Here is an 18,105-nt window from a genome sequence, read left to right as displayed (position 1 = left end):
CAGTGGCCGCACAAGCGTGTGTCCTGCCGCGTGGAAGCGGCAGGACACACGAGGGGTGGAGGGCACGGGGCGGGCGGCAAGGCCCGCGGACCGGCGGGGGAGTCAGACGGTGACCACGTTGTCCCTCACCCGCATCCGCTCTCCCAGGAACCCGCCCAGGGCGGTGAGCAGGGACAGCCCGATCAGCAGCAGGACCACCGGCCAGGACGCCCCGTCGAAGGCCCCCAGCAGCGCGGACGCCAGGAAGGGCAGGAAGCCGGTGAGGGCGCCCGCGAGGTTGTAGGCCAGAGCCACACCGCTGTAGCGCAGGCGTGCCGGGAACAGCTCGGCGAGCAGCGCCCCGGAGACCGCGTAGGCGACGGAGAGTGCGCCGATGCCGACTGCCATGGCCAGCACGACCACCACGGGGTTCTTGGTCTCGACCAGCCAGAAGACGGGGAAGGCGAGCAGAGCGGTGAGCAGGCCGCCCCACACCGTGACCCGGCCGGGACCGAAACGCTCGGCCATCCGTCCCATGGCGAGGATCACCGCGATCTCGGTGACCGCCGCCACCAGCGTTCCGTTGACCATGAGGGAGCGCGACAGCCCCAGGGTGTCGGCACCGTAGCTGATCATGAACGTGGTCAGCAGATAGAACCCGCCGACGCCCAGGGTCGCCGAGGCCATCGCCACCAGCAGGCGCCCCCACGCCTGGCGGAAGACGTCCAGGGCCGGGACCTTGGCCCGCTCGTCCTGCTTGAGCATCTCGTCGAACAGCGGCGACTCCTCCACCTTGCGGCGGATGTAGACGGCGATGGCCAGCAACGGGAAGGCGGCCAGGAACGGCAGGCGCCAGCCCCAGGAGTCGAAGGTGTCGGACGGAAGGAGGAGCACCAGGGCGAAGGCCCCGGAGGAGAGCAGCGTGCCGACCGGCGAACCGACCTGCGGCAGCGCGGCATAGCGGCCCCGCTTCTCCGGCGGCGCGTGCTCCACGGCCAGGGTGACGGCGCCTCCCCACTCCCCACCGACGGCTATGCCCTGCAGCAGCCGCAGGAGCACCAGCAGCAGCGGCGCCGCGACACCGATGGCGGCATAGCTCGGCAGCACACCGATCAGGCCGGTCGCCACACCGATCATCACCACGGTGATCAGCAGGGCCGGCCGTCGCCCCACGCGGTCGCCCAGCCATCCGAAGGCGAGGGCGCCGATCGGCCGGGCCGCGAATCCGACTCCGAAGGTCGCGAAGGCCGCCAGGGTGGCCGCGGCGGGATCGAGCGTGGTGAAGTACAGCCGGTTGAAGACGAGGGCGGCGGCCGTGCCGAAGAGGAAGTAGTCGTACCACTCCAGTGCCGTGCCCACGAAGGCTGCGAAAGCGACCCGGGCGGCATCCTGGCCGGTGACGACGGCTGACGTCCTCGGAGGTGTGGCCCCTGGGGCGGTCTGCTCCGTCTTGCTCATGTCGTGCTCCTTGCATACGGCCGCGAAGAGGCGGTCGTGGGAAGAGGGCCGTTCACTGCGGTGAGGTCCTCGATCGTGTCGGCGCCGTGGACGCACGCACCGGCCACGAAGGTGGCCAGGACGTCGATGGCACCGATCCGATCGCTGTCGATACCGACGGGGTCGTCGGAAAGTATGACAAAATCGGCGTATTTGCCGGGGGTGAGGCTGCCGCGCCGGTCCTCGTCGTGGGAGGCCCACGCGGCGTCGAGGGTGTAGGCGCGCAGAGCCTGTTCCGCGGTCACCCGTTCGTCAGGGCCGAGGACGACGCCCGCCTGGCTCAGCCGCTCCACCATGGACTGCATGCCGAGCAGCGGGGCACCCGGGGCGACCGGCCGGTCGGAGCTTCCGGGCACCCGGAGCCCCCGGTCCAGGAACGAGCGGTGGCGGTACAGCCACGGAAGACGCGCGGGACCGAGCGCCTCGGCCATGGTGTCGCCCACGGCGTACAGGAAGTGGGCCTGCGGCACTGGTACCACGCCCAGTTCGGCATAGCGGTCCAGCTGGTCGGGGCGGACCACCCCCGAGTGCTCGATGCGGTGCCGTGCGTCGGGGCGGGGCAGGACGTGCTGCGCCTCGGCGAAGGCGTCCAGGGCCAAGTCGACGGCGCTGTCGCCGATGGCGTGGGCGGCTACCCGCCAGCCGGCCCGGTGCGCGTCGACGACGAGCCGGTGCATCTGCTCCGGTTCACCCTGGAGGACGCTCGAGGTGTGGTCGTGTCCGCAGAACGGCTCCGAGACGGCGGCCGTCCGGCCGATCAGCGATCCGTCCAGCCAGATCTTCATCGGGCCCAGCCGCAGCCAGTCGTCGCCGAAGCCGGAACGCAGCCCCAGGTCGATCCCGGTGGTGATGCCGTCGTCGGCGTGCGCGCGCAGCACGTGCAGATTGTCGGAGGCCACCATCAGCTCGACCCGGGTGCGCAGGGTGCCGCGCTCACGGGCCAGCTGATAGGCCGCGGCCTCGACGGGGCTGCGGCCGATGAGGCCGACCCCGATCCCGGCCTCCACCACATGGGTGAGCCCTTCGGAGGCGTAGACGGCGCTCGCCCTGCCGAGGGCGTCGGCCAGCTCGCTCACCGGATACGGCATCACCAGGTCGGTCACCAGGGCCTGGGCTCTTTCCTGGAGCAGTCCGGTCGGCACACCTTCCTTGTCGCGCACGACGACTCCGCCGTCGGGCGCGTCCGCGGTGCCGTCGAGGACACCGGCCCGCCGCAGCACCTCGCTGCTGACCACGCACATGTGCCCGGAGCGGTGCTTGAGCCACACCGGACGCCCGCCGCCCGCCCGGTCCAGGTCGGTGCGGTGCGGATGCGTGCCCATGACGGTGTCGTCGTAGCCGGAACCCACGATCCAGGCGTCGGCCGGGAGGGCGGCCGCCCGGCGGGCGACGGCGTCGTGGATCTGGGCCGGCGTGGTCGCCTCGCTCAGGTCGAGCTCGTCCAGGGACTGGCCGAACCAGGCCATGTGGTTGTGGGCGTCGCCGAATCCGGGGACGACGACCGCGTCGCGGCAGTCGAGCGTGGTGCGGGCGGGCAGGTGCCGCACCGCGTCGTCGAGGCCCACGATGCGCCCGGAGAGGACACCGAGGGTGTGGGCACGGGGGTGCCGGTCGTCCACGGTGCGGATGCGGGCGTTGAGCAGTTTGAGATCGAGCATGGGGAGCTTTCGAAGGGGCGGGAGGGGAACCCGGACGGTGGTGGTCAGGCCAGGTTCTGCAGCCGGGTCAGCGGCAGGTCGGCGGCGTGGTGGACGTCGATCGGACGTCCGTCGACCAGGACCGCGTCGGGTGTCGTGGGCACCTTGACGTCGGGGACGGCGGTGTTGGCGACCATGTCGCCCCGGGTCAGCCCCCGGCTGTCGCGCAGGGCCGTGTACCGGACCCCCTTCGGCAGCGCCTCGAAGGCGGCACGGTCGTCCAGGCACGCCTGGGAGACGAAGACCGTCGACAGCCGGCGCGGAGCCCCGCCCAGACCGCCGAAGTAGGGCTTCATCACCCGCGGCTGGGTCAGCCGGGTCGAGCCGGAGCCCGACCCGGACAGTCCCCAGGCCACGAACCCGGACTTGAGCACCAGTTCCGGCTGCGCGCCGAAGGTCACCGGACGCCACAGCACGATGTCGGCGAGACGGCCGGGCCGCAGCGAGCCGACATCGGCGGCCATGCCATGGGCGATTGCCGGATTCAGCGTGATCTTGGCCAGGTAGCGCAGCACCCGTTCGTTGTTGACGGTCCCGGGTCCCGTCTCCCCCGCCAGATGGGCCTGGACATGGGCGAGCTGCCAGGTGCGGCGCGCGGTCTCGGCGATACGGCCCATGCCCATGGAGTCGGAGTTGACGATGCTGATCGCGCCGAGGTCGTGCAGGGCGTTCTCGGCGGCGATGGCGTGCTCGCGCACCCGGCTCGCCGCGATGGACAGGTCGCTGTCGACCCCGTGGTGGCCGCGGTGCACCGTCAGCGTCATGGGCAGCAGCTCGGCGACGGTTGCCGGAGTCAGCGGCAGGGTCGGCGTGGTGGAGGAGGTGAGCACATGCGGCTGGGAGACGATCTCCAGTAGGTCGGGGTGACCACCGCCCCCCTCGACGTGGTAGGCGTGCACGGTGCGCCCGCGGGTGGCCGACAGCGTGTCGGCCAGGTAGCCGGACTCGTTGAGGGTGTCCGTGTGCAGGGCGACCGGCAGATCGGCCTGCTCGGCGACGCCCAGGCAGGTGTCGACGATCCGGGGGGTCGCCCCCCAGTCCTCATGGATCTTGAACCCGCCGGCTCCGGCGAGCACGGCGCGTTCCAGCAGCTCCTGCGAGGACGAGGAGCCCCGGGCCAGGAACGCCACGTTGACGGGGGCGTCGCGCCAGCCCTCGATGAGGCTGTGCAGGTTGTGGGCGGGGTTGGCGCCGACGTCCCACACTCCGCCGATGCCCATGCCCACCACGGAGGTGACACCGGCGGCGAGTGCCGCGGGGACCACTTCGGGGCTGGAGAGATGGACATGGGAGTCCACCACACCGGGGGTCGCGAGGAGACCCTCGCCCGTGATCATCGCGGTGTGGGAGTCGACGACGAGCTCCACACCGTCGGTGGTCTCCGGGTTTCCCGCCCGTCCCACGCCGACGATGCGGCCGTCCTTGACACCGATGTTCGTCTTGCGGATCCCGATCAGCGGGTCCATGACGACCACGCCCAGGATCACCAGGTCCAGCGCGCTGTCGCGCGGGGCCCGGTCGGCCACGAGCAGACCGTCTCGTGCCGTCTTGCCGCAGCCCCCGAGCAGTTCCTCGCCCGGCTCGGTGTCGTCGCCCTCGACCCGGACCCACAGATCGGTGTCGGCCAGCCGGATCCGGTCGCCGGTGGTCGGGCCGTACAGGGACGCGTACGTGTCCCGGGACATCCGGCTCATCGGTCTCCTCCTCGGTCTCCTCCGTGACCTCCCGTCCGCTCTCCTGCTTGCTCTCCTCCGCGTGCCACCGCGGTGACGGTCAGGGTCCGCCCGGGGGCGAACCGGAGGGATGTTCCGGCCGGAATGTCCAGCCGGTGGCCCCGGGCGGCCTCCCGGTCGAAGTCCAGGGCGGCGTTCGTCTCCTCCAGCGGGAAGTGGGAGGAGACCCAGATCTCCCGGGCACCGCGGTTGGTGATGTCCAGGGTGATGCGCGGGCGTCCGGGGGCGAGCTCGGTCTCGCCGCCGGCGACCAGCACCGCGCCGGGACCGGTGGCCTCGGCCGGCCCGAACGGCTCGGGAACGTGCACCAGGCTGGAGCCGTGCGGGAAGAGGGCTTCGATCTGGATGCTGGGAACCGCCTCCGCGACGCCCGGCAGCAGCCGGTCGCGCGGGACGATGCCGCCGGCGCGTTCGACGACGGTCTCGAGCGGAGTGCCGTCCCAGGCCATCTCGAGGATTTCGTCGCACACCAGGGCGATGGCCTCCGTGGCGCCGAGCAGTGCTCCACGCGCCAGCCGCCGACGTGCGAGTTCGGCTGCCGAGAACAGCGTCAGCCTCTCTTGTTCACGTGGGGTCAGATGCACAAGTCACTTCCCTGGAGATCAAGCGCGACCCAGGGGGTACGCGCGGGGGATGCACAGCACAATGCCGGGGAAACACGGTGCAAACAATGGTGAAAAGCCCCCGGAGTGAAGGGCTCATAATGTGCACATGCACAATCCGCCGCTCCCGGACCCCCTCGCTTCCGCCTCCCCGGCCCCGCTGGAGCCGGACGGCGCCACGCCGGTCTCCGCAGAGCTGCGCACCCTTGTTCGTGACTGCCTGGACGACCTGGACAGCCTGGTCGCCCGCTATGTCGCGGAGGTCTCCGCCTTCGAGGGATACGAGTCGACGGTCACCGCCGACGACCTGCGCGACACCGCGCGTGCCTGCTTCGAACTGCTCCTCCGGCTGATCGGTGGCCTGCCGCTGTCCGAGGAACTGCGCGAAGTCCCGGCACGGCTGGGCCGCCGCCGCGCCGACCAGGGCGTGCCGCTGGAGCAGCTTCTGCGGGCGGTGCGCATGGACTTCCGGGTGCTGTGGACCGCGATGACGGAGCGCACCGAGCCGGCCGACCTGCCGGAGCTGACGCGCGGCGCGGTACGGGTGTGGGAAGCCGTCGAGTTCCACACCGTCCAGGTGCACGCCGCCTATCTGGACCAGATCGCCGTGCTGGCCCGTGAGCGGGAGCGGGAGCGGACCGCCCTCATGGGCAGGCTGCTGTCGTCGGACGGCCGTGACCAGCGGCTTGTCACCCAGGTGGCGACCCTTCTCCAGGTGAGCACGCAGTCGGACTTCACCGTGGCGGTCGCGCCTCCCGGGTTCCAGCAGGGACTGCGCAGAGCGGTCTCGGCCCTGCCGTCCGGCCAGATCAGCCACCTGCAGCAGCACAACGGCATGCTGGTGCTCGTGGCCCGGCTCCCGCCCGGGGCGCACCACCCGGTGCCCTCCTGGCTGGACGGTGTACCGTGCGCGGTCGGCCCCGTGGCACGCGGACTGGCCCGCGTCCCCGACGCGGTCCGGATGGCCGAGGCGATCGCCGCGACCCTGGACGGCGAGGCGACGGGCCCCGTCACCCTGAGCGAGGCGTGGATGCCCGTGGCCGCGGCGCGTCTGGGCACGATGGCGGACGCGCTGGCCGACTCGGTGCTGTCCGGTCTGGACCCACTGCCCCCGCACGAGCGGGAGCGGCTGCTGACGGCCGTGGCCACGTACTGCGCAACCGGCTCCATCGCGGAAACCGCCCGTGTGCTGTACTGCCACCGCAACACCGTGCTCAACCGGCTGAACCGGTTCTCGGAACTCACCGGCTACCGGGCCACCAGCCCCGAGGAGGCGGCCACCGTCCTGTTCGCTCTGCACTGCGCCCGAAGCCGGGACGGCCAGGGCCCCTCCGGCGGATCCGGCAGGCCCCAGGACCTCACGTCCACGGCGAGGCGCCCCTGATCACCGCGAAGCGGGCGGCCCCGGGGTCGACGCGCTGGGCGACGCGGCCGACGCCCATGACGTCGGTCACCGGATGCTGCGTCACCAGATGCTGCGTCCGGGCCAGGAAGGCTCGCTGCTGACGGAGATTCAGCGGGTGGGCGCGCGGGCCTGCCGTTCACGTGCCCACGGGCACAGGTTCAAGTATGTGCGTTGCCGCCGTACGTGGTCGCCTTGGGCGCAACGGCTCCGTGCCCCACCGGTCTCTTCGAGGCGTCGGGTGGTGGTCTTGCCGTGGGAGCCGAGGGCACCCGCGACGACGGGGGCGGGCGGTTCGAGGAGGTGCTGCCGGAGGGCGGCGTCGTGGACGGCGGGACCCCTGCCTCGTTCAGGAGCGCGGACACGTGGTCGGGGTGGTCGGCAGCAGCCCCGTGAGCGGCGCGTCTATGGCGCGTTGATCGAACGTTGTGCGCCGCCCGGCACGATCCCGGGCATGCACCTCGAGACGATCAGCCCGAACGACAGCAGCACCTGGCAGGACCAGGCCCTGTGCGCGCAGACCGGGGCCGACTTCTTCTTCCCCGGGCCGGGCAGCTCGGTGCGGGAGGCCAAGCGCATCTGCGCCATGTGCGAGATGCGCTCGGCCTGCCTGGAGTACGCCCTGGAGAACGACGAACGCTTCGGCATCTGGGGCGGCCTGTCCGAGCAGGAACGCCGGGCCTTGAAGCGCGCCGACGACTGACGGCCGGGATCAGGCCTCGGCCCGCGCCGCCATCCGCGCCTTGCGCGCCGCCAGTCTCTCGTCGAACTTCGCCGCCTTCGCGTTCAGGCCCTCCAGGAACAGACCCAGTTCCTCCTGCGCCTGCCGGCCCTCGGGGCCGAGACCGTCGATCCGCATGACCTTCAGAAAGCGCAGCACCGGCTGGAGCACGTCGTCGTGGTGGATGCGCAGGTTGTAGATCCCGCCGAGGGCCATCTGCGCCGCCGCCCGCTCGAAGCCCGGGATGCCGTGGCCCGGCATGCGGAAGTTCACCACGACGTCCCGTACCGCCCGCATGGTGAGGTCGGGTGCGATCTCGAAGGCCGCCTTGAGCAGGTTGCGGTAGAAGACCATGTGCAGGTTCTCGTCGGTCGCGATGCGCGCCAGCATGCGGTCGCAGACCGGATCGCCGGACTGGAACCCGGCGTTGCGGTGCGAGATGCGGGTGGCGAGCTCCTGGAAGGCGACATAGGCGACCGAGTGCAGCATCGAGTGCCGGTTGTCGGACACGAAGCCCTCGCTCATGTGCGCCATCCGGAACCGCTCCAGCTCGTCCGGGTCGACGGCGCGCGAGGTGAGCAGATAGTCGCGCATCACGATGCTGTGCCGGCCCTCCTCGGCCGTCCAGCGGTGCACCCAGGTGCCCCAGGCGCCGTCGCGGCCGAACAGCGTGGCGATCTCGTGGTGGTAGCTGGGCAGGTTGTCCTCGGTCAGCAGATTGACGACCAGGGCGATCCGGCCGATCTCCGTGACCTTGGACTGCTCCTTGTCCCAGGCCTCGCCGTCCTCGAACAGGCCCGGGAAGTTGCGGCCGTCGCTCCAGGGCACGTACTCGTGCGGCATCCAGTCCTTGGCGACCTTCAGATGCCGGTCGAGTTCCTTCTCGACCACTTCCTCCAGCGCGTACAACAGCCGCGTGTCGGTCCATGCGGAGGACGGGCTGCCGAGGTGAGGGGAGGAAAGCGTCACGGGAACTCCAGAGGGATGCGTGGGAGAGCGGCGACGGGCACGGCGACGGAACGGTCCGACGAGCGGTCCCGGAGCCAGGAACCTACGGAATCGTAGGCTACGAACCCGTAGGTTACGACTCCGTAGGTTAAGGTCGCCGTAAAGGAAGTCGATCGGGCCAGTGCCGTCCCGGGAGCCGGCGGACACGCGAACGGCCCCGGGATCCACGGATCCCGGGGCCGGACAGGTGTCGGGTCACGCCCTCAGGCGTACAGCTCCCGCAGCCGCACCGAGAGACAGGTCACACACCCTTCGAGCTTCTCGAACTCGCTGATGTCCACCACCACCGGCTCGAAGCCGAGGTCGGCCAGCAGCTCCGCCGTCTTCGGCGCGCTCGCCGCCATCAGCAGCTTCTCCCCGCCGAGCAGCACCACATGCCCGCCGGACTCCTCGGGCACCGGCAGGAAGCGCGGATACACCGACGGCATGTCCATCTTCGGGATGTGTCCGATGACCGTGCCGTCGGGCAGCGCCGTCACCGCCGACTTCAGATGCAGCACCTTGGTCACCGGCACGGTCACGATCCGCGCCCCGAGCGGCTCGAACACGGCCCGCAGCTGCCGTACACCGGCCGCGTTGGTACGCCCGCTGCGGCCGACGTAGATCGTGTCGCCGATCTTCAGCACATCGCCGCCGTCCAGCGTGCCCGGTTCCCAGATCCAGTTCACCGAGCAGCCCAGGCGCGCCACGGCCTCCTCGACCCCGGCGGTCTCCCCCCGCCGGGACTCGGCGCCGGGCCGGGTGATCAGGGCGACGTTCTTGTACATCACGACCGTGTCCTCGACGAACACCGCGTCGGGGCAGTCGTCGGCCGGCTCGACCTCGATCGTCTCCCAGCCGTGGGTGCGCAGCGCCGCCACGTACGCCTCCCACTGCCGCACCGCGAGGTCGACGTCCACCTTCTCCCGCTCGATGTGCGTCACCAGCCCTTCGGCGAGGCGCGGGCCGGGGCGACGGACGAGGGCCTTCTTGCTGGGCACGAGGGGCCTTTCGGATCGCGGGTGGTTCTCCTGGCGCGGGTGTGGTCGTTCCGGTCCGCCATGATGCGTCAATCGCCGGACGGGGCAAAAATCGAGGTCGTCTCCCTCAGTCTCCCCTCCTCCAGCCGCAGCCGGCGAGTGATGCCGATGGACTCGAGGAACGGCAGGTCGTGGCTGGCCACGATCAGCGCGCCCTGGTAGGACTCCAGGGCGGTCGTCAGCTGCCGCACGCTCGCCAGGTCCAGGTTGTTCGTGGGCTCGTCGAGCATCAGCAGTTGCGGCGCGGGCTCGGCCAGCAGCAGCGCGGCCAGTGCCGCCCGGAAGCGTTCGCCGCCGGACAGCGTCGCCGCCCGCTGGTCGGCGCGGGCGCCGCGGAACAGGAAGCGGGCCAGCCCGGCCCGGATCCGGTGGTTCGTGGTGCCCGGGGCGAGACGGGCCACGTTCTCGACGACGGTCAGCTCGTCGTCGAGGACGTCGAGGCGCTGCGGCAGGAACCGCAGGGGCACGTGCGCCACCGCCTCGCCCGACACCGGTGGCAGCTCCCCGGCGATGGTGCGCAGCAGCGTCGTCTTGCCGGCGCCGTTGCGTCCGGTCAGCGCGACGCGCTCCGGGCCGCGCAGCTGGAGGAAGCCGTCCACGCGTGCGCCGTACGCCGGCCGGAGGTCCCGCAGGGTGAGCACGTTCCGGCCCGGCGGTACGGCCGTGCGCGGCAGGTCGACGCGGATCTCGTCGTCGTCCCGTACCGCCTTCACGGCCTCGTCGAGCCGTTCTCTGGCCTCGGCGAGCCGCTGCTCGTGCAGGATGCGGTGCTTGCCCGCCGACTCCTGCGCCGACCGCTTACGGGCGGCCATGACGATCTTCGCCTCGCGTTTGTCGTCCCGCATCTTCTGGCCGTACCGCCTGCGGCGGGCCAGCTTGAGCCGGGCCTCGACCAGGTCGCGCTTCTGCCGGCGCACATCGGCCTCGGCGGCGCGCACCATGCGCTCGGCGGCCTCCTGCTCGACGGCGAGGGCCTTCTCGTACGCCGTGAAGTTGCCGCCGTACCAGGTGATCCCACCGGAGTGCAGGTCCGCGATCCGGTCGACCAGCTCCAGCAGTTCGCGGTCGTGGCTGACCACGACCAGCACGCCCTGCCAGGCGGAGACGGTCGCGTACAGCCGCCGGCGCGCGTACAGGTCGAGGTTGTTGGTCGGCTCGTCCAGCAGCAGGACGTCCGGACGGCGCAGCAGCAGCGCGGCCAGGCGCAGCAGCACCGCCTCGCCGCCGGACACCTCGCCGACGGTGCGGTCCAGGCCGGTGTGGCCGAGTCCGAGCTCATCGAGGGTGGCCAGGGCGCGCTCCTCCACGTCCCAGTCGTCGCCGACGGTCTCGAAGTGCTCCTCCGACGCATCGCCGGCCTCGAGGGCGCGCAGTGCGGCCCGCCGGGCGGCGATGCCGAGCGCCTCGTCGATGCGGAGCGCGGTGTTCAGCGTGATGTTCTGCGGGAGGTAGCCGATCTCGCCGGTGACGCGGACCGTGCCCCGGGTCGGGGTGAGCTCGCCCGCGATCAGCTTCAACAAGGTGGATTTCCCCGAGCCGTTGACCCCGACGAGCCCGGTCCGGCCGGGGCCGAAGGCGGCGTCCAGCCCGGAGAGGACGGGGCTGCCGTCGGGCCAGGTGAAGGAGAGGGAGGTGCAGGTGATGGATGAGGACGATGAGGACAGGGAAGACATGGGCGCCTTGCGGATGCGGAGTGCGGTCAGGGGCGGATACGCGGGAGACACCGCGGACGACCATGTCGAAGGCGGGAAGTCGAAGGCGGGAGCCCGCCGGGCACGGGAAAAGCCCTGGCCGGATTCCGGGAACGGCTCGGACGCCGAGGTCGCACACGACGCACACACCTGACCGGTGTGACGCGGTGTCTTACGGACCTCAGGCGTGCAACGGCCTTCTCCTCTCGGCGGCAACAGGACCGCTGCACACCGTAGGAAGGCCGGGGTGCGCTGTCAACGAATTTATGGCGTGGCCCCGGGGGGCCAGGAGGCGTGGACCCGGGGTCAGGAATTCAGGCGTGGAACCGAGTTCAAGCGTGGATCCGAGTCCGCCCGGCGCGGGCCGCTCGTCGACGAGGACGCCGCCGCATCCGCCGAGCCTGGGCGCCGGGAACGGGTCAGCCGTCGTCGCGCATCAACTGCGCCAGCTCCTGGTCCAGATCGAGCTGCAGATGCTCCAGGCCGACGGGCACCAGCTCGTCCGTGGCCTCGAGGAAGCGCCGTATCTCACCGCTGGGCACATGCACCACCGCGATGCCCTCCGGGGAGTGGAACTCCAGGGCGGTGCGGTCGTGGCCGTACGGCCGCACACGCACGTCGCCGTGCCCCTCGGACTCCTTCAGACCGGCCGTGAGCAGGTCACGGGCGAAGGTCCAGCAGACCTCCACCCCCTCGAGGGTGGCGGGGGCCGGGAAGGTCATACGGACGGCGAACGGATCGCGTCGGTCGTAGTGCAGCGTGACGGGGACGGTGCGCACCCGCGGCGCGGCGGCGACCAGACGCGCCTGTACGGTCTGCTCGATGACGGTGGACAACGCCTTGCTCCCTTGCGACGGCTGGACGGTGACGGCCGACCGGCCGTCCGGGTGGAGGGCCGGGCACTGAACCGGGCACTGGGGGAGACGGCGGAACCAGTGAATCCGTACGCATGCGGAACGAGTGACCTCCGTCACCATGTTCATGCGCACAAGCGACACGCCGATCGGGTCGCTCGACTGGATCACCCTGTATCGCCCGTTATGTCGAACAGATGAAGAATGCGGGTATCCGTTCCTTGCACAGAGAGGAAGTGAACGGCATGCCACGCGGTTCCAGCTCCAAACGCGAGCGCCAATACGAACACATCAAGCAGAGTGCGCAGGACCGGGGGGAGAGCGCCGGACGCGCCGCCGAGATCGCCGCACGCACGGTGAACAAGGAGCGTGCCCGCTCCGGTGAGTCCAGGACCGCCAGCCCTTCCTCGACCCGGGACATGTCCTCGGCCAGGCGGGGCGGACAGCGCTCGGGCCGGGGCTCGGGGGGACCCACCTACGACCAGCTCTACCAGGAGGCCAAGCGGCGCAACATCCACGGCCGCTCGGACATGAACAAGCAGCAGCTGCGGCAGGCGCTGGGCATGGGCTGACCCGTCCTGCCGTCCTCGGCACCCGGGGCGTACGCTCGTCCTCACGATGACGACGACCGTGGACATTCCCGCCGGGTGGCCCACCACCGAGGAGCAGGCCCGCGCCGTTCAGGACGAGTTGCGCGGGAAGGTGGTGCTGGACGAGCCGGGGCCGCCGCCCGGGACGGGACACGTCACGGGCGTGGATGTCGCCTACGACGATGATCGGGACGTCGTGGCGGCAGCGGCCGTCGTCCTGGACGCGGCCACCCTGCGAGTCGTCGCCGAGGCCACGGCCGTCGGGCGGATCTCCTTCCCGTACGTCCCGGGCCTGCTGGCCTTCCGCGAGATTCCCACCGTGCTGGCCGCGCTGAGCGCCCTGCCCTGCCCGCCCGGCACGGTGGTCTGCGACGGCTACGGCCTGGCCCATCCGCGCCGCTTCGGTCTGGCCAGCCATCTGGGCGTGCTGACCGGACTGCCGACGATCGGCGTCGCGAAGAACCCCTTCACCTTCACCTACGACGACCCGGACATCCCGCGTGGCAGCTCCTCCCCGCTCCTGGACGGCCAGGAGGAGGTCGGCCGGGCCCTGCGCACCCGGGACGGCGTCAAACCGGTCTTCGTCTCCGTCGGCCACCGGGTGACCCTGGCCGACGCCTGCGCCCACACCCTCGCCCTCACCCCGGCCTACCGCCTCCCCGAGACGACCCGCCGGGCGGACGCCCTGTGCCGCCGCGCCCTGCGCGAGGCGACGGCGGAAGCCCGGGACACCCGCTGAGGGCCGGGCATCCGCTTCCTTCCGGACCGTGGCCGGGGTCCGACAGCCCCGGGGATCAGTGATCGCCCCGGCAGGCCATGAGGCAGGCCACGTGACGTGGAAGACCGCATCCTTGCGGCGAGCGGCCGGCCGGTGGCGCTCCCGGCCGGCCGGACGGGCGGGGCGAGGAGGACCGTGGGGGAGAGCGATCCGCACATCCATGTCACGGCGAAGACGGGCCGTGACGACGGCGCCGTCCGCGATGTGCCGGCCTCCACGTTCGGTCTGGCGGGGCGACCTGCCGAGCCTCGTCCCCACCGGATGCGGAGTGCGCGTGCCCTGCGCGATACCTCGCCGGGCCCGGACAAGGTCACCTGCCTCGCCTGCCGGGAGCATGCCCGGCGCGAGCACCTGCGCCTCGCGGAGTGGGTCGAGCGTCCGGGCGTCATGCCGGGAGCGGCCATCAGCCCTGCCCAGGCGAAGCAGGCCGCAGTTCGGCATCGTGAGCTCGCGGGGGAGTTCGCCGAGCCGGAGGACTGAACCGGAAGACCGAGCCGGAGAGCTGAACCAGAGGGCTGAACCGGAGAGCTGGGCCGGAAGGATTGAGTCAGAAAAGCTGAACCGGAGGGGCTGGACCGGAGGGGCTGAACCAGAAGGGCTGAGCCCCCTTACCGGTCTCAGGGGCTCAGCGATCGTCCTGGTCGGCCGTGAGCCGTGACAACGCCCGCGTCCCGGAGGAACCCCGGATTCCTCCGGAGGGTCACACGGTCGCCGCCGTGCGGAAGGTGAGGCCCGCCCGGCGCAGGCGGGTGATGAGGGCGTCGCCCATGGCCACGGCGGTGGTGACCTGGCCGGCCGTCGGCGGGAGGTCGTCCAGGGCGAGGGACAGGGCCGACTCGGCGAACATCTTCGCCGTCTCGCCGTACCCGGGGTCGCCGCCCGCGACCTCGGTCAGCACCCGCCGCCCGCCGCCTTCGCCCACGAACCGCACGGAGAACCAGCTCCTGGCCCGCCGCTCGGCGCTCGGCCCCTGACCGGGTTGCAGCCTGCCGGACAACCAGCGCCTGACGGGCGGAAGTTGGGCGGCGGCCACGACCGCGCCGACGGCCGCGACGCCCCCGACGGCGACGGGCAGATGCCGGACGGCCGCGTAGTGGCGGTAGCGGAAGTCGGGGCCGTAGCGCTCCAGCATGCGTGCGGAACGCCGCACGATCTGCGGATCGACGGTCGGCAGGGGCAGCACCCAGGCGCCGATCTCCCCGGCGAAGCGGGGCGCGCCCGTCGGCGTGGACGCCCGTCTGCTCGGCATCCGCGGCTCGTGCCGCGCCCGGTCCCGCGCGGCGGCCCGCATCCGCAGCGGGCGTGCGAACTGGTTGAGGGCCGAGGCGAGCGTCCCGCCCGAAAGGGCGCCGTCCGCCCGGACGAACCCGTCCACGGTCAGCGGCACGCCCTCCGGCAGCTGCTGGACGGTGAAGTACACGCCCAGGTCGTGCGGGACGGAGTCGAACCCGCAGGCGTGCACCAGCCGCGCCCCCGTCTCACGCGCGCGCGTGTCGTGCCGGACGTACACCAGGTCGACGAACTCGGGCTCACCGCACAGGTCCAGATAGTCCGTGCCGCTGTCCGCGCAGGCGGCGACCAGCTCCTCGCCGTGGAGCACATAGGGGCCCACGGTGGTGGCCAGCACCCGCGTGCGCCGGGCGAGTTCGCGCAGGGAGGCCGGGTCGGACGCGTCCGCGCGCAGCACTCCGACGGACGAACCGCCGGGCAGTCGTTCGCGCAGCGCGTGCAGCCGCTCCTCGCCGCGGCCGGCGATCGCCCAGCGCAGCCTCTCGGGGGCGTGCGCGGCCAGGTATTCGGCGGTGAGCGTCCCCACGAAGCCGGTGGCTCCGAAGAGCACGATGTCGTACGGACGCTCCGTCTTTTTCAGCCTGCTCATGACACCACTCGCTCTCCGCAGCCCGCGCCGCTGTCGCTGGCCGAGGCTAGCGTGAGGAGTGCGGGGTCCGACGGCGAGAGGTGCCGGCGCGGCCACCGGGCAGAACATGGCCAAGCGCTTGCTCGCTCAGGGCTTGTCCCTGCTGGAGCGCGTTCTTAGCATCATTGGTGTTACATCGGTTGTGTCACAGCGAGGGGGCTGGATGACAACGGCTCGGGCGGCGGGGCGGCACGGACCCCTCACCGGCGTGCGCGTGGTCGAGCTGGCCGGCATCGGCCCCGGCCCGTTCGCCGCCATGCTGCTGGCCGACCTGGGCGCCGACGTCGTCCGGGTGGACCGCCCCGGCGGCGCCGCCCTCGGCATCGACCCCGCCCGCGACCTCACCAACCGCAACAAGCGCTCCGTGGTCGTCGACCTGAAGTCCCCGGACGGCCCCGCCCGCGTCCTCGATCTCGCCGAGCGCGCCGACATCCTCATCGAGGGCTACCGGCCCGGCGTCGCCGAGCGCCTCGGCGTCGGCCCCGAGGCGTGCCACGCCCGCAACCCCCGCCTCGTCTACGGCCGGATGACCGGCTGGGGCCAGGACGGCCCGCTCGCCCCGCGCGCGGGACACGACATCACCTACATCGCCGTCACCGGCACCCTCGGCATGATCGGCGACCCCGACGGGCCCCCGGCCGTCCCCGCCAACCTCCTCGGCGACTACGCGGGCGGCTCCCTCTACCTCGTCGTCGGCGTCCTCGCCGCCCTGCACCACGCACGCGCGACCGGCACCGGCCAGGTCGTGGACGCGGCCATCGTCGACGGCGCGGCCCATCTGTCCGCGATGATCCACGGCATGCTCGCCGCCGGCGCCTGGCAGGACCGCCGCGGCTCCAATCTCCTGGACGGCGGCTGCCCGTACTACGGCACCTACGAGACCGCCGACGGCCGGTACATGGCGGTCGGTGCCCTCGAACCGCAGTTCTACGACGAGTTCCTGACCCTGCTCGGCCTGGAGGAGCACGCCGGCACCCGAACGGACCCCGCCCGTTGGGGTGAACTCCGGGAGGCGGTCGCCGCCCGCTTCAAGTCCCGCACCCAGGCCGAGTGGACGGCCGTCTTCGAGGGCTCCGACGCGTGCGTGGCCCCCGTGCTGTCGCTGCGCGAGGCCCCGCACCACCCGCACCTGGCCGCCCGCGGCACCTTCACCGACCACGCCGGCCTCACCCAGCCGGCCCCCGCCCCCCGTTTCTCCGCCACCCCCACCGCCGTCCGCGGCGGCCCCGCCCGGCCCGGCGCCGACACGGCCTGTGTGGCCCGCGACTGGGACCTGCCCGCCCTCCTCGAGGGCGCTCAGGACGACGACCCCCACCGTCCTCAGGACGAAACCCCTCACCGAAAGGCTGGCCAGTGAGCACCGAAGCGTATGTGTACGACGCGATCCGCACCCCGCGCGGGCGCGGCAAGGCCACCGGCGCCCTGCACGGCACGAAGCCCGTCGACCTGGTGGTCGGCCTCATCCACGAGATCCGCGGCCGCTTCCCCGGCCTGGACCCGGCCGCGATCGACGACATCGTGCTCGGCGTCGTCAGCCCGATCGGCGACCAGGGCTCCGACATCGCCCGCATCGCCGCGATCGCCGCCGGACTGCCCGAGACGGTGGCCGGTGTGCAGGAGAACCGCTTCTGCGCCTCGGGCCTGGAGGCCGTCAACCTGGCCGCCGCCAAGGTGCGTTCCGGCTGGGAGGACCTGGTCCTCGCGGGCGGCGTGGAGTCGATGTCCCGGGTCCCGATGGCCTCCGACGGCGGCGCCTGGTTCAACGACCCGATGACCAACCTCGCCGTCGACTTCGTGCCCCAGGGCATCAGCGCCGACCTGATCGCCACCCTCGAGGGCTTCTCCCGGCGGGACGTCGACGAGTACGCGGCCCTGTCCCAGGAGCGCGCGGCCACCGCCTGGAAGGAGGGCCGCTTCGACCGCTCCGTCGTGCCGGTGAAGGACCGCAACGGACTGGTCGTCCTCGACCGCGACGAGCACATGCGCCCCGGCACCACCGCCGACTCCCTCGCCGCCCTCAAGCCGTCCTTCGCGGACATCGGCGAGCTCGGCGGCTTCGACGCCGTGGCCCTGCAGAAGTACCACTGGCTGGAGAAGATCGACCACGTCCATCACGCGGGCAACTCCTCCGGCATCGTGGACGGCGCCTCGCTCGTCGTCATCGGCTCCCAGGAGGCCGGCGAGCGCCACGGCCTCACCCCGCGCGCCCGGATCGTCTCCGCCGCCGTCTCCGGCTCCGAGCCCACCATCATGCTCACCGGCCCCGCCCCCGCCACCCGCAAGGCGCTCGCCAAGGCCGGCCTGACCGTCGACGACATCGACCTCGTCGAGATCAACGAGGCCTTCGCCGCGGTCGTGCTGCGCTTCGTGAAGGACATGGGCCTGTCCCTGGACAAGGTCAACGTCAACGGCGGCGCCATCGCACTCGGCCACCCGCTCGGCGCCACCGGCGCGATGCTCCTCGGCACGCTCGTCGACGAACTGGAGCGCCAGGACAAGCGCTACGGCCTCGTCACGCTGTGCGTGGGCGGCGGCATGGGCATCGCCACCGTCGTCGAGCGCGTCTGACCCGTCCCAGCGGCGCCTTTTGATCTCAGACTTCACCGGAGGCCTCTG

General features: G+C 71.9%; 16 protein-coding genes. 7 read left to right on the top strand and 9 right to left on the bottom strand.

Annotated features, from left to right (window positions below):
- Positions 1-102 precede the first annotated feature (102 nt).
- From ABD224_RS11800 to ABD224_RS11785, 4 genes are read right to left on the bottom strand one after another with little or no spacing between them, the layout of a single operon-like run.
- A complete protein-coding gene (locus ABD224_RS11800) occupies positions 103-1,437 on the bottom strand; it encodes an MFS transporter (protein ID WP_344049404.1) in 1,335 nt (444 codons plus the stop codon).
- On the bottom strand, positions 1,434-3,134 hold the full coding sequence (locus ABD224_RS11795; RefSeq protein ID WP_344049403.1) for an amidohydrolase: 1,701 nt from the start codon (positions 3,132-3,134) through the stop codon (positions 1,434-1,436). Before ABD224_RS11795 ends, ABD224_RS11800 begins: the two co-directional genes overlap by 4 nt.
- A gap of 44 nt (positions 3,135-3,178) precedes the next feature.
- Complete coding sequence (locus ABD224_RS11790; RefSeq protein WP_344049402.1) at positions 3,179-4,867, bottom strand: urease subunit alpha; 1,689 nt, start codon at positions 4,865-4,867, stop codon at positions 3,179-3,181.
- Complete coding sequence (locus tag ABD224_RS11785; RefSeq protein WP_344049401.1) at positions 4,864-5,490, bottom strand: urease subunit gamma; 627 nt, start codon at positions 5,488-5,490, stop codon at positions 4,864-4,866. The genes ABD224_RS11790 and ABD224_RS11785 overlap by 4 nt, the downstream gene beginning before the upstream one ends.
- 127 nt (positions 5,491-5,617) lie before the next feature.
- On the opposite strand from ABD224_RS11785, the gene ABD224_RS11780 reads away from it, so the two are divergent.
- Together ABD224_RS11780 and ABD224_RS11775 are read left to right on the top strand one after the other, a co-directional pair.
- Positions 5,618-6,892 carry a PucR family transcriptional regulator gene (locus tag ABD224_RS11780; protein WP_344049400.1) on the top strand — a complete coding sequence of 425 codons (1,275 nt, stop codon included), beginning with the start codon at positions 5,618-5,620 and terminating at the stop codon, positions 6,890-6,892.
- Between the two features lie 472 nt (positions 6,893-7,364).
- Entirely contained in the window at positions 7,365-7,613 is a 249-nt protein-coding gene (locus ABD224_RS11775) for a WhiB family transcriptional regulator (RefSeq protein WP_344049399.1), read from the top strand.
- A gap of 9 nt (positions 7,614-7,622) precedes the next feature.
- Here the strand turns inward: ABD224_RS11775 and ABD224_RS11770 are convergent, their stop codons facing one another.
- From ABD224_RS11770 to ssgD, 4 genes are all read right to left on the bottom strand, one after another.
- The gene (locus tag ABD224_RS11770) at positions 7,623-8,600 is read right to left on the bottom strand and encodes an acyl-ACP desaturase (protein WP_344049398.1); all 978 of its coding nucleotides are present in this window, start codon (positions 8,598-8,600) and stop codon (positions 7,623-7,625) included.
- 242 nt (positions 8,601-8,842) lie between these two features.
- Entirely contained in the window at positions 8,843-9,619 is a 777-nt protein-coding gene (gene ddaH, locus ABD224_RS11765; RefSeq protein ID WP_344049397.1) for a dimethylargininase, read from the bottom strand.
- A gap of 68 nt (positions 9,620-9,687) precedes the next feature.
- Positions 9,688-11,331 carry an ABC-F family ATP-binding cassette domain-containing protein gene (locus ABD224_RS11760; RefSeq protein ID WP_344049396.1) on the bottom strand — a complete coding sequence of 548 codons (1,644 nt, stop codon included), beginning with the start codon at positions 11,329-11,331 and terminating at the stop codon, positions 9,688-9,690.
- A gap of 437 nt (positions 11,332-11,768) precedes the next feature.
- Positions 11,769-12,185, bottom strand: coding sequence for a spore wall synthesis regulator SsgD (gene ssgD / locus ABD224_RS11755; protein WP_344049395.1), 417 nt, complete (start codon positions 12,183-12,185; stop codon positions 11,769-11,771).
- A 263-nt stretch (positions 12,186-12,448) separates the two neighbouring features.
- Here ssgD and ABD224_RS11750 point away from each other — a divergent pair, with 263 nt between their 5' ends.
- The 3 genes from ABD224_RS11750 to ABD224_RS11740 all read left to right on the top strand — a co-directional run bounded on the left by ABD224_RS11750 (position 12,449) and on the right by ABD224_RS11740 (position 14,051).
- Positions 12,449-12,775, top strand: coding sequence for a plasmid stabilization protein (locus tag ABD224_RS11750; RefSeq protein ID WP_344049394.1), 327 nt, complete (start codon positions 12,449-12,451; stop codon positions 12,773-12,775).
- Positions 12,776-12,821: 46 nt separating this feature from the next.
- Complete coding sequence (locus ABD224_RS11745; protein ID WP_344049393.1) at positions 12,822-13,532, top strand: endonuclease V; 711 nt, start codon at positions 12,822-12,824, stop codon at positions 13,530-13,532.
- A 174-nt stretch (positions 13,533-13,706) separates the two neighbouring features.
- Positions 13,707-14,051 carry a hypothetical protein gene (locus ABD224_RS11740; RefSeq protein ID WP_344049392.1) on the top strand — a complete coding sequence of 115 codons (345 nt, stop codon included), beginning with the start codon at positions 13,707-13,709 and terminating at the stop codon, positions 14,049-14,051.
- Positions 14,052-14,271: 220 nt separating this feature from the next.
- Here the strand turns inward: ABD224_RS11740 and ABD224_RS11735 are convergent, their stop codons facing one another.
- Positions 14,272-15,450, bottom strand: coding sequence for a saccharopine dehydrogenase family protein (locus ABD224_RS11735; protein ID WP_344049391.1), 1,179 nt, complete (start codon positions 15,448-15,450; stop codon positions 14,272-14,274).
- A gap of 202 nt (positions 15,451-15,652) precedes the next feature.
- Here ABD224_RS11735 and ABD224_RS11730 point away from each other — a divergent pair, with 202 nt between their 5' ends.
- Positions 15,653-16,846: a CaiB/BaiF CoA transferase family protein gene (locus ABD224_RS11730; protein ID WP_344049390.1), complete on the top strand. Its 1,194-nt coding sequence runs from the start codon at positions 15,653-15,655 to the stop codon at positions 16,844-16,846.
- Positions 16,843-18,057 (top strand): acetyl-CoA C-acetyltransferase, encoded by a 1,215-nt coding sequence (locus tag ABD224_RS11725; protein WP_344049389.1) that lies wholly within the window; start codon positions 16,843-16,845, stop codon positions 18,055-18,057. Before ABD224_RS11730 ends, ABD224_RS11725 begins: the two co-directional genes overlap by 4 nt.
- Positions 18,058-18,105: the final 48 nt, after the last annotated feature.

Origin of the sequence: Streptomyces thermoalcalitolerans, assembly GCF_039525155.1 — a bacterium.
Classification (GTDB): Bacteria; Actinomycetota; Actinomycetes; order Streptomycetales; family Streptomycetaceae; genus Streptomyces; species Streptomyces thermovulgaris.
This window is presented reverse-complemented; position numbering and strand designations above follow the sequence as displayed.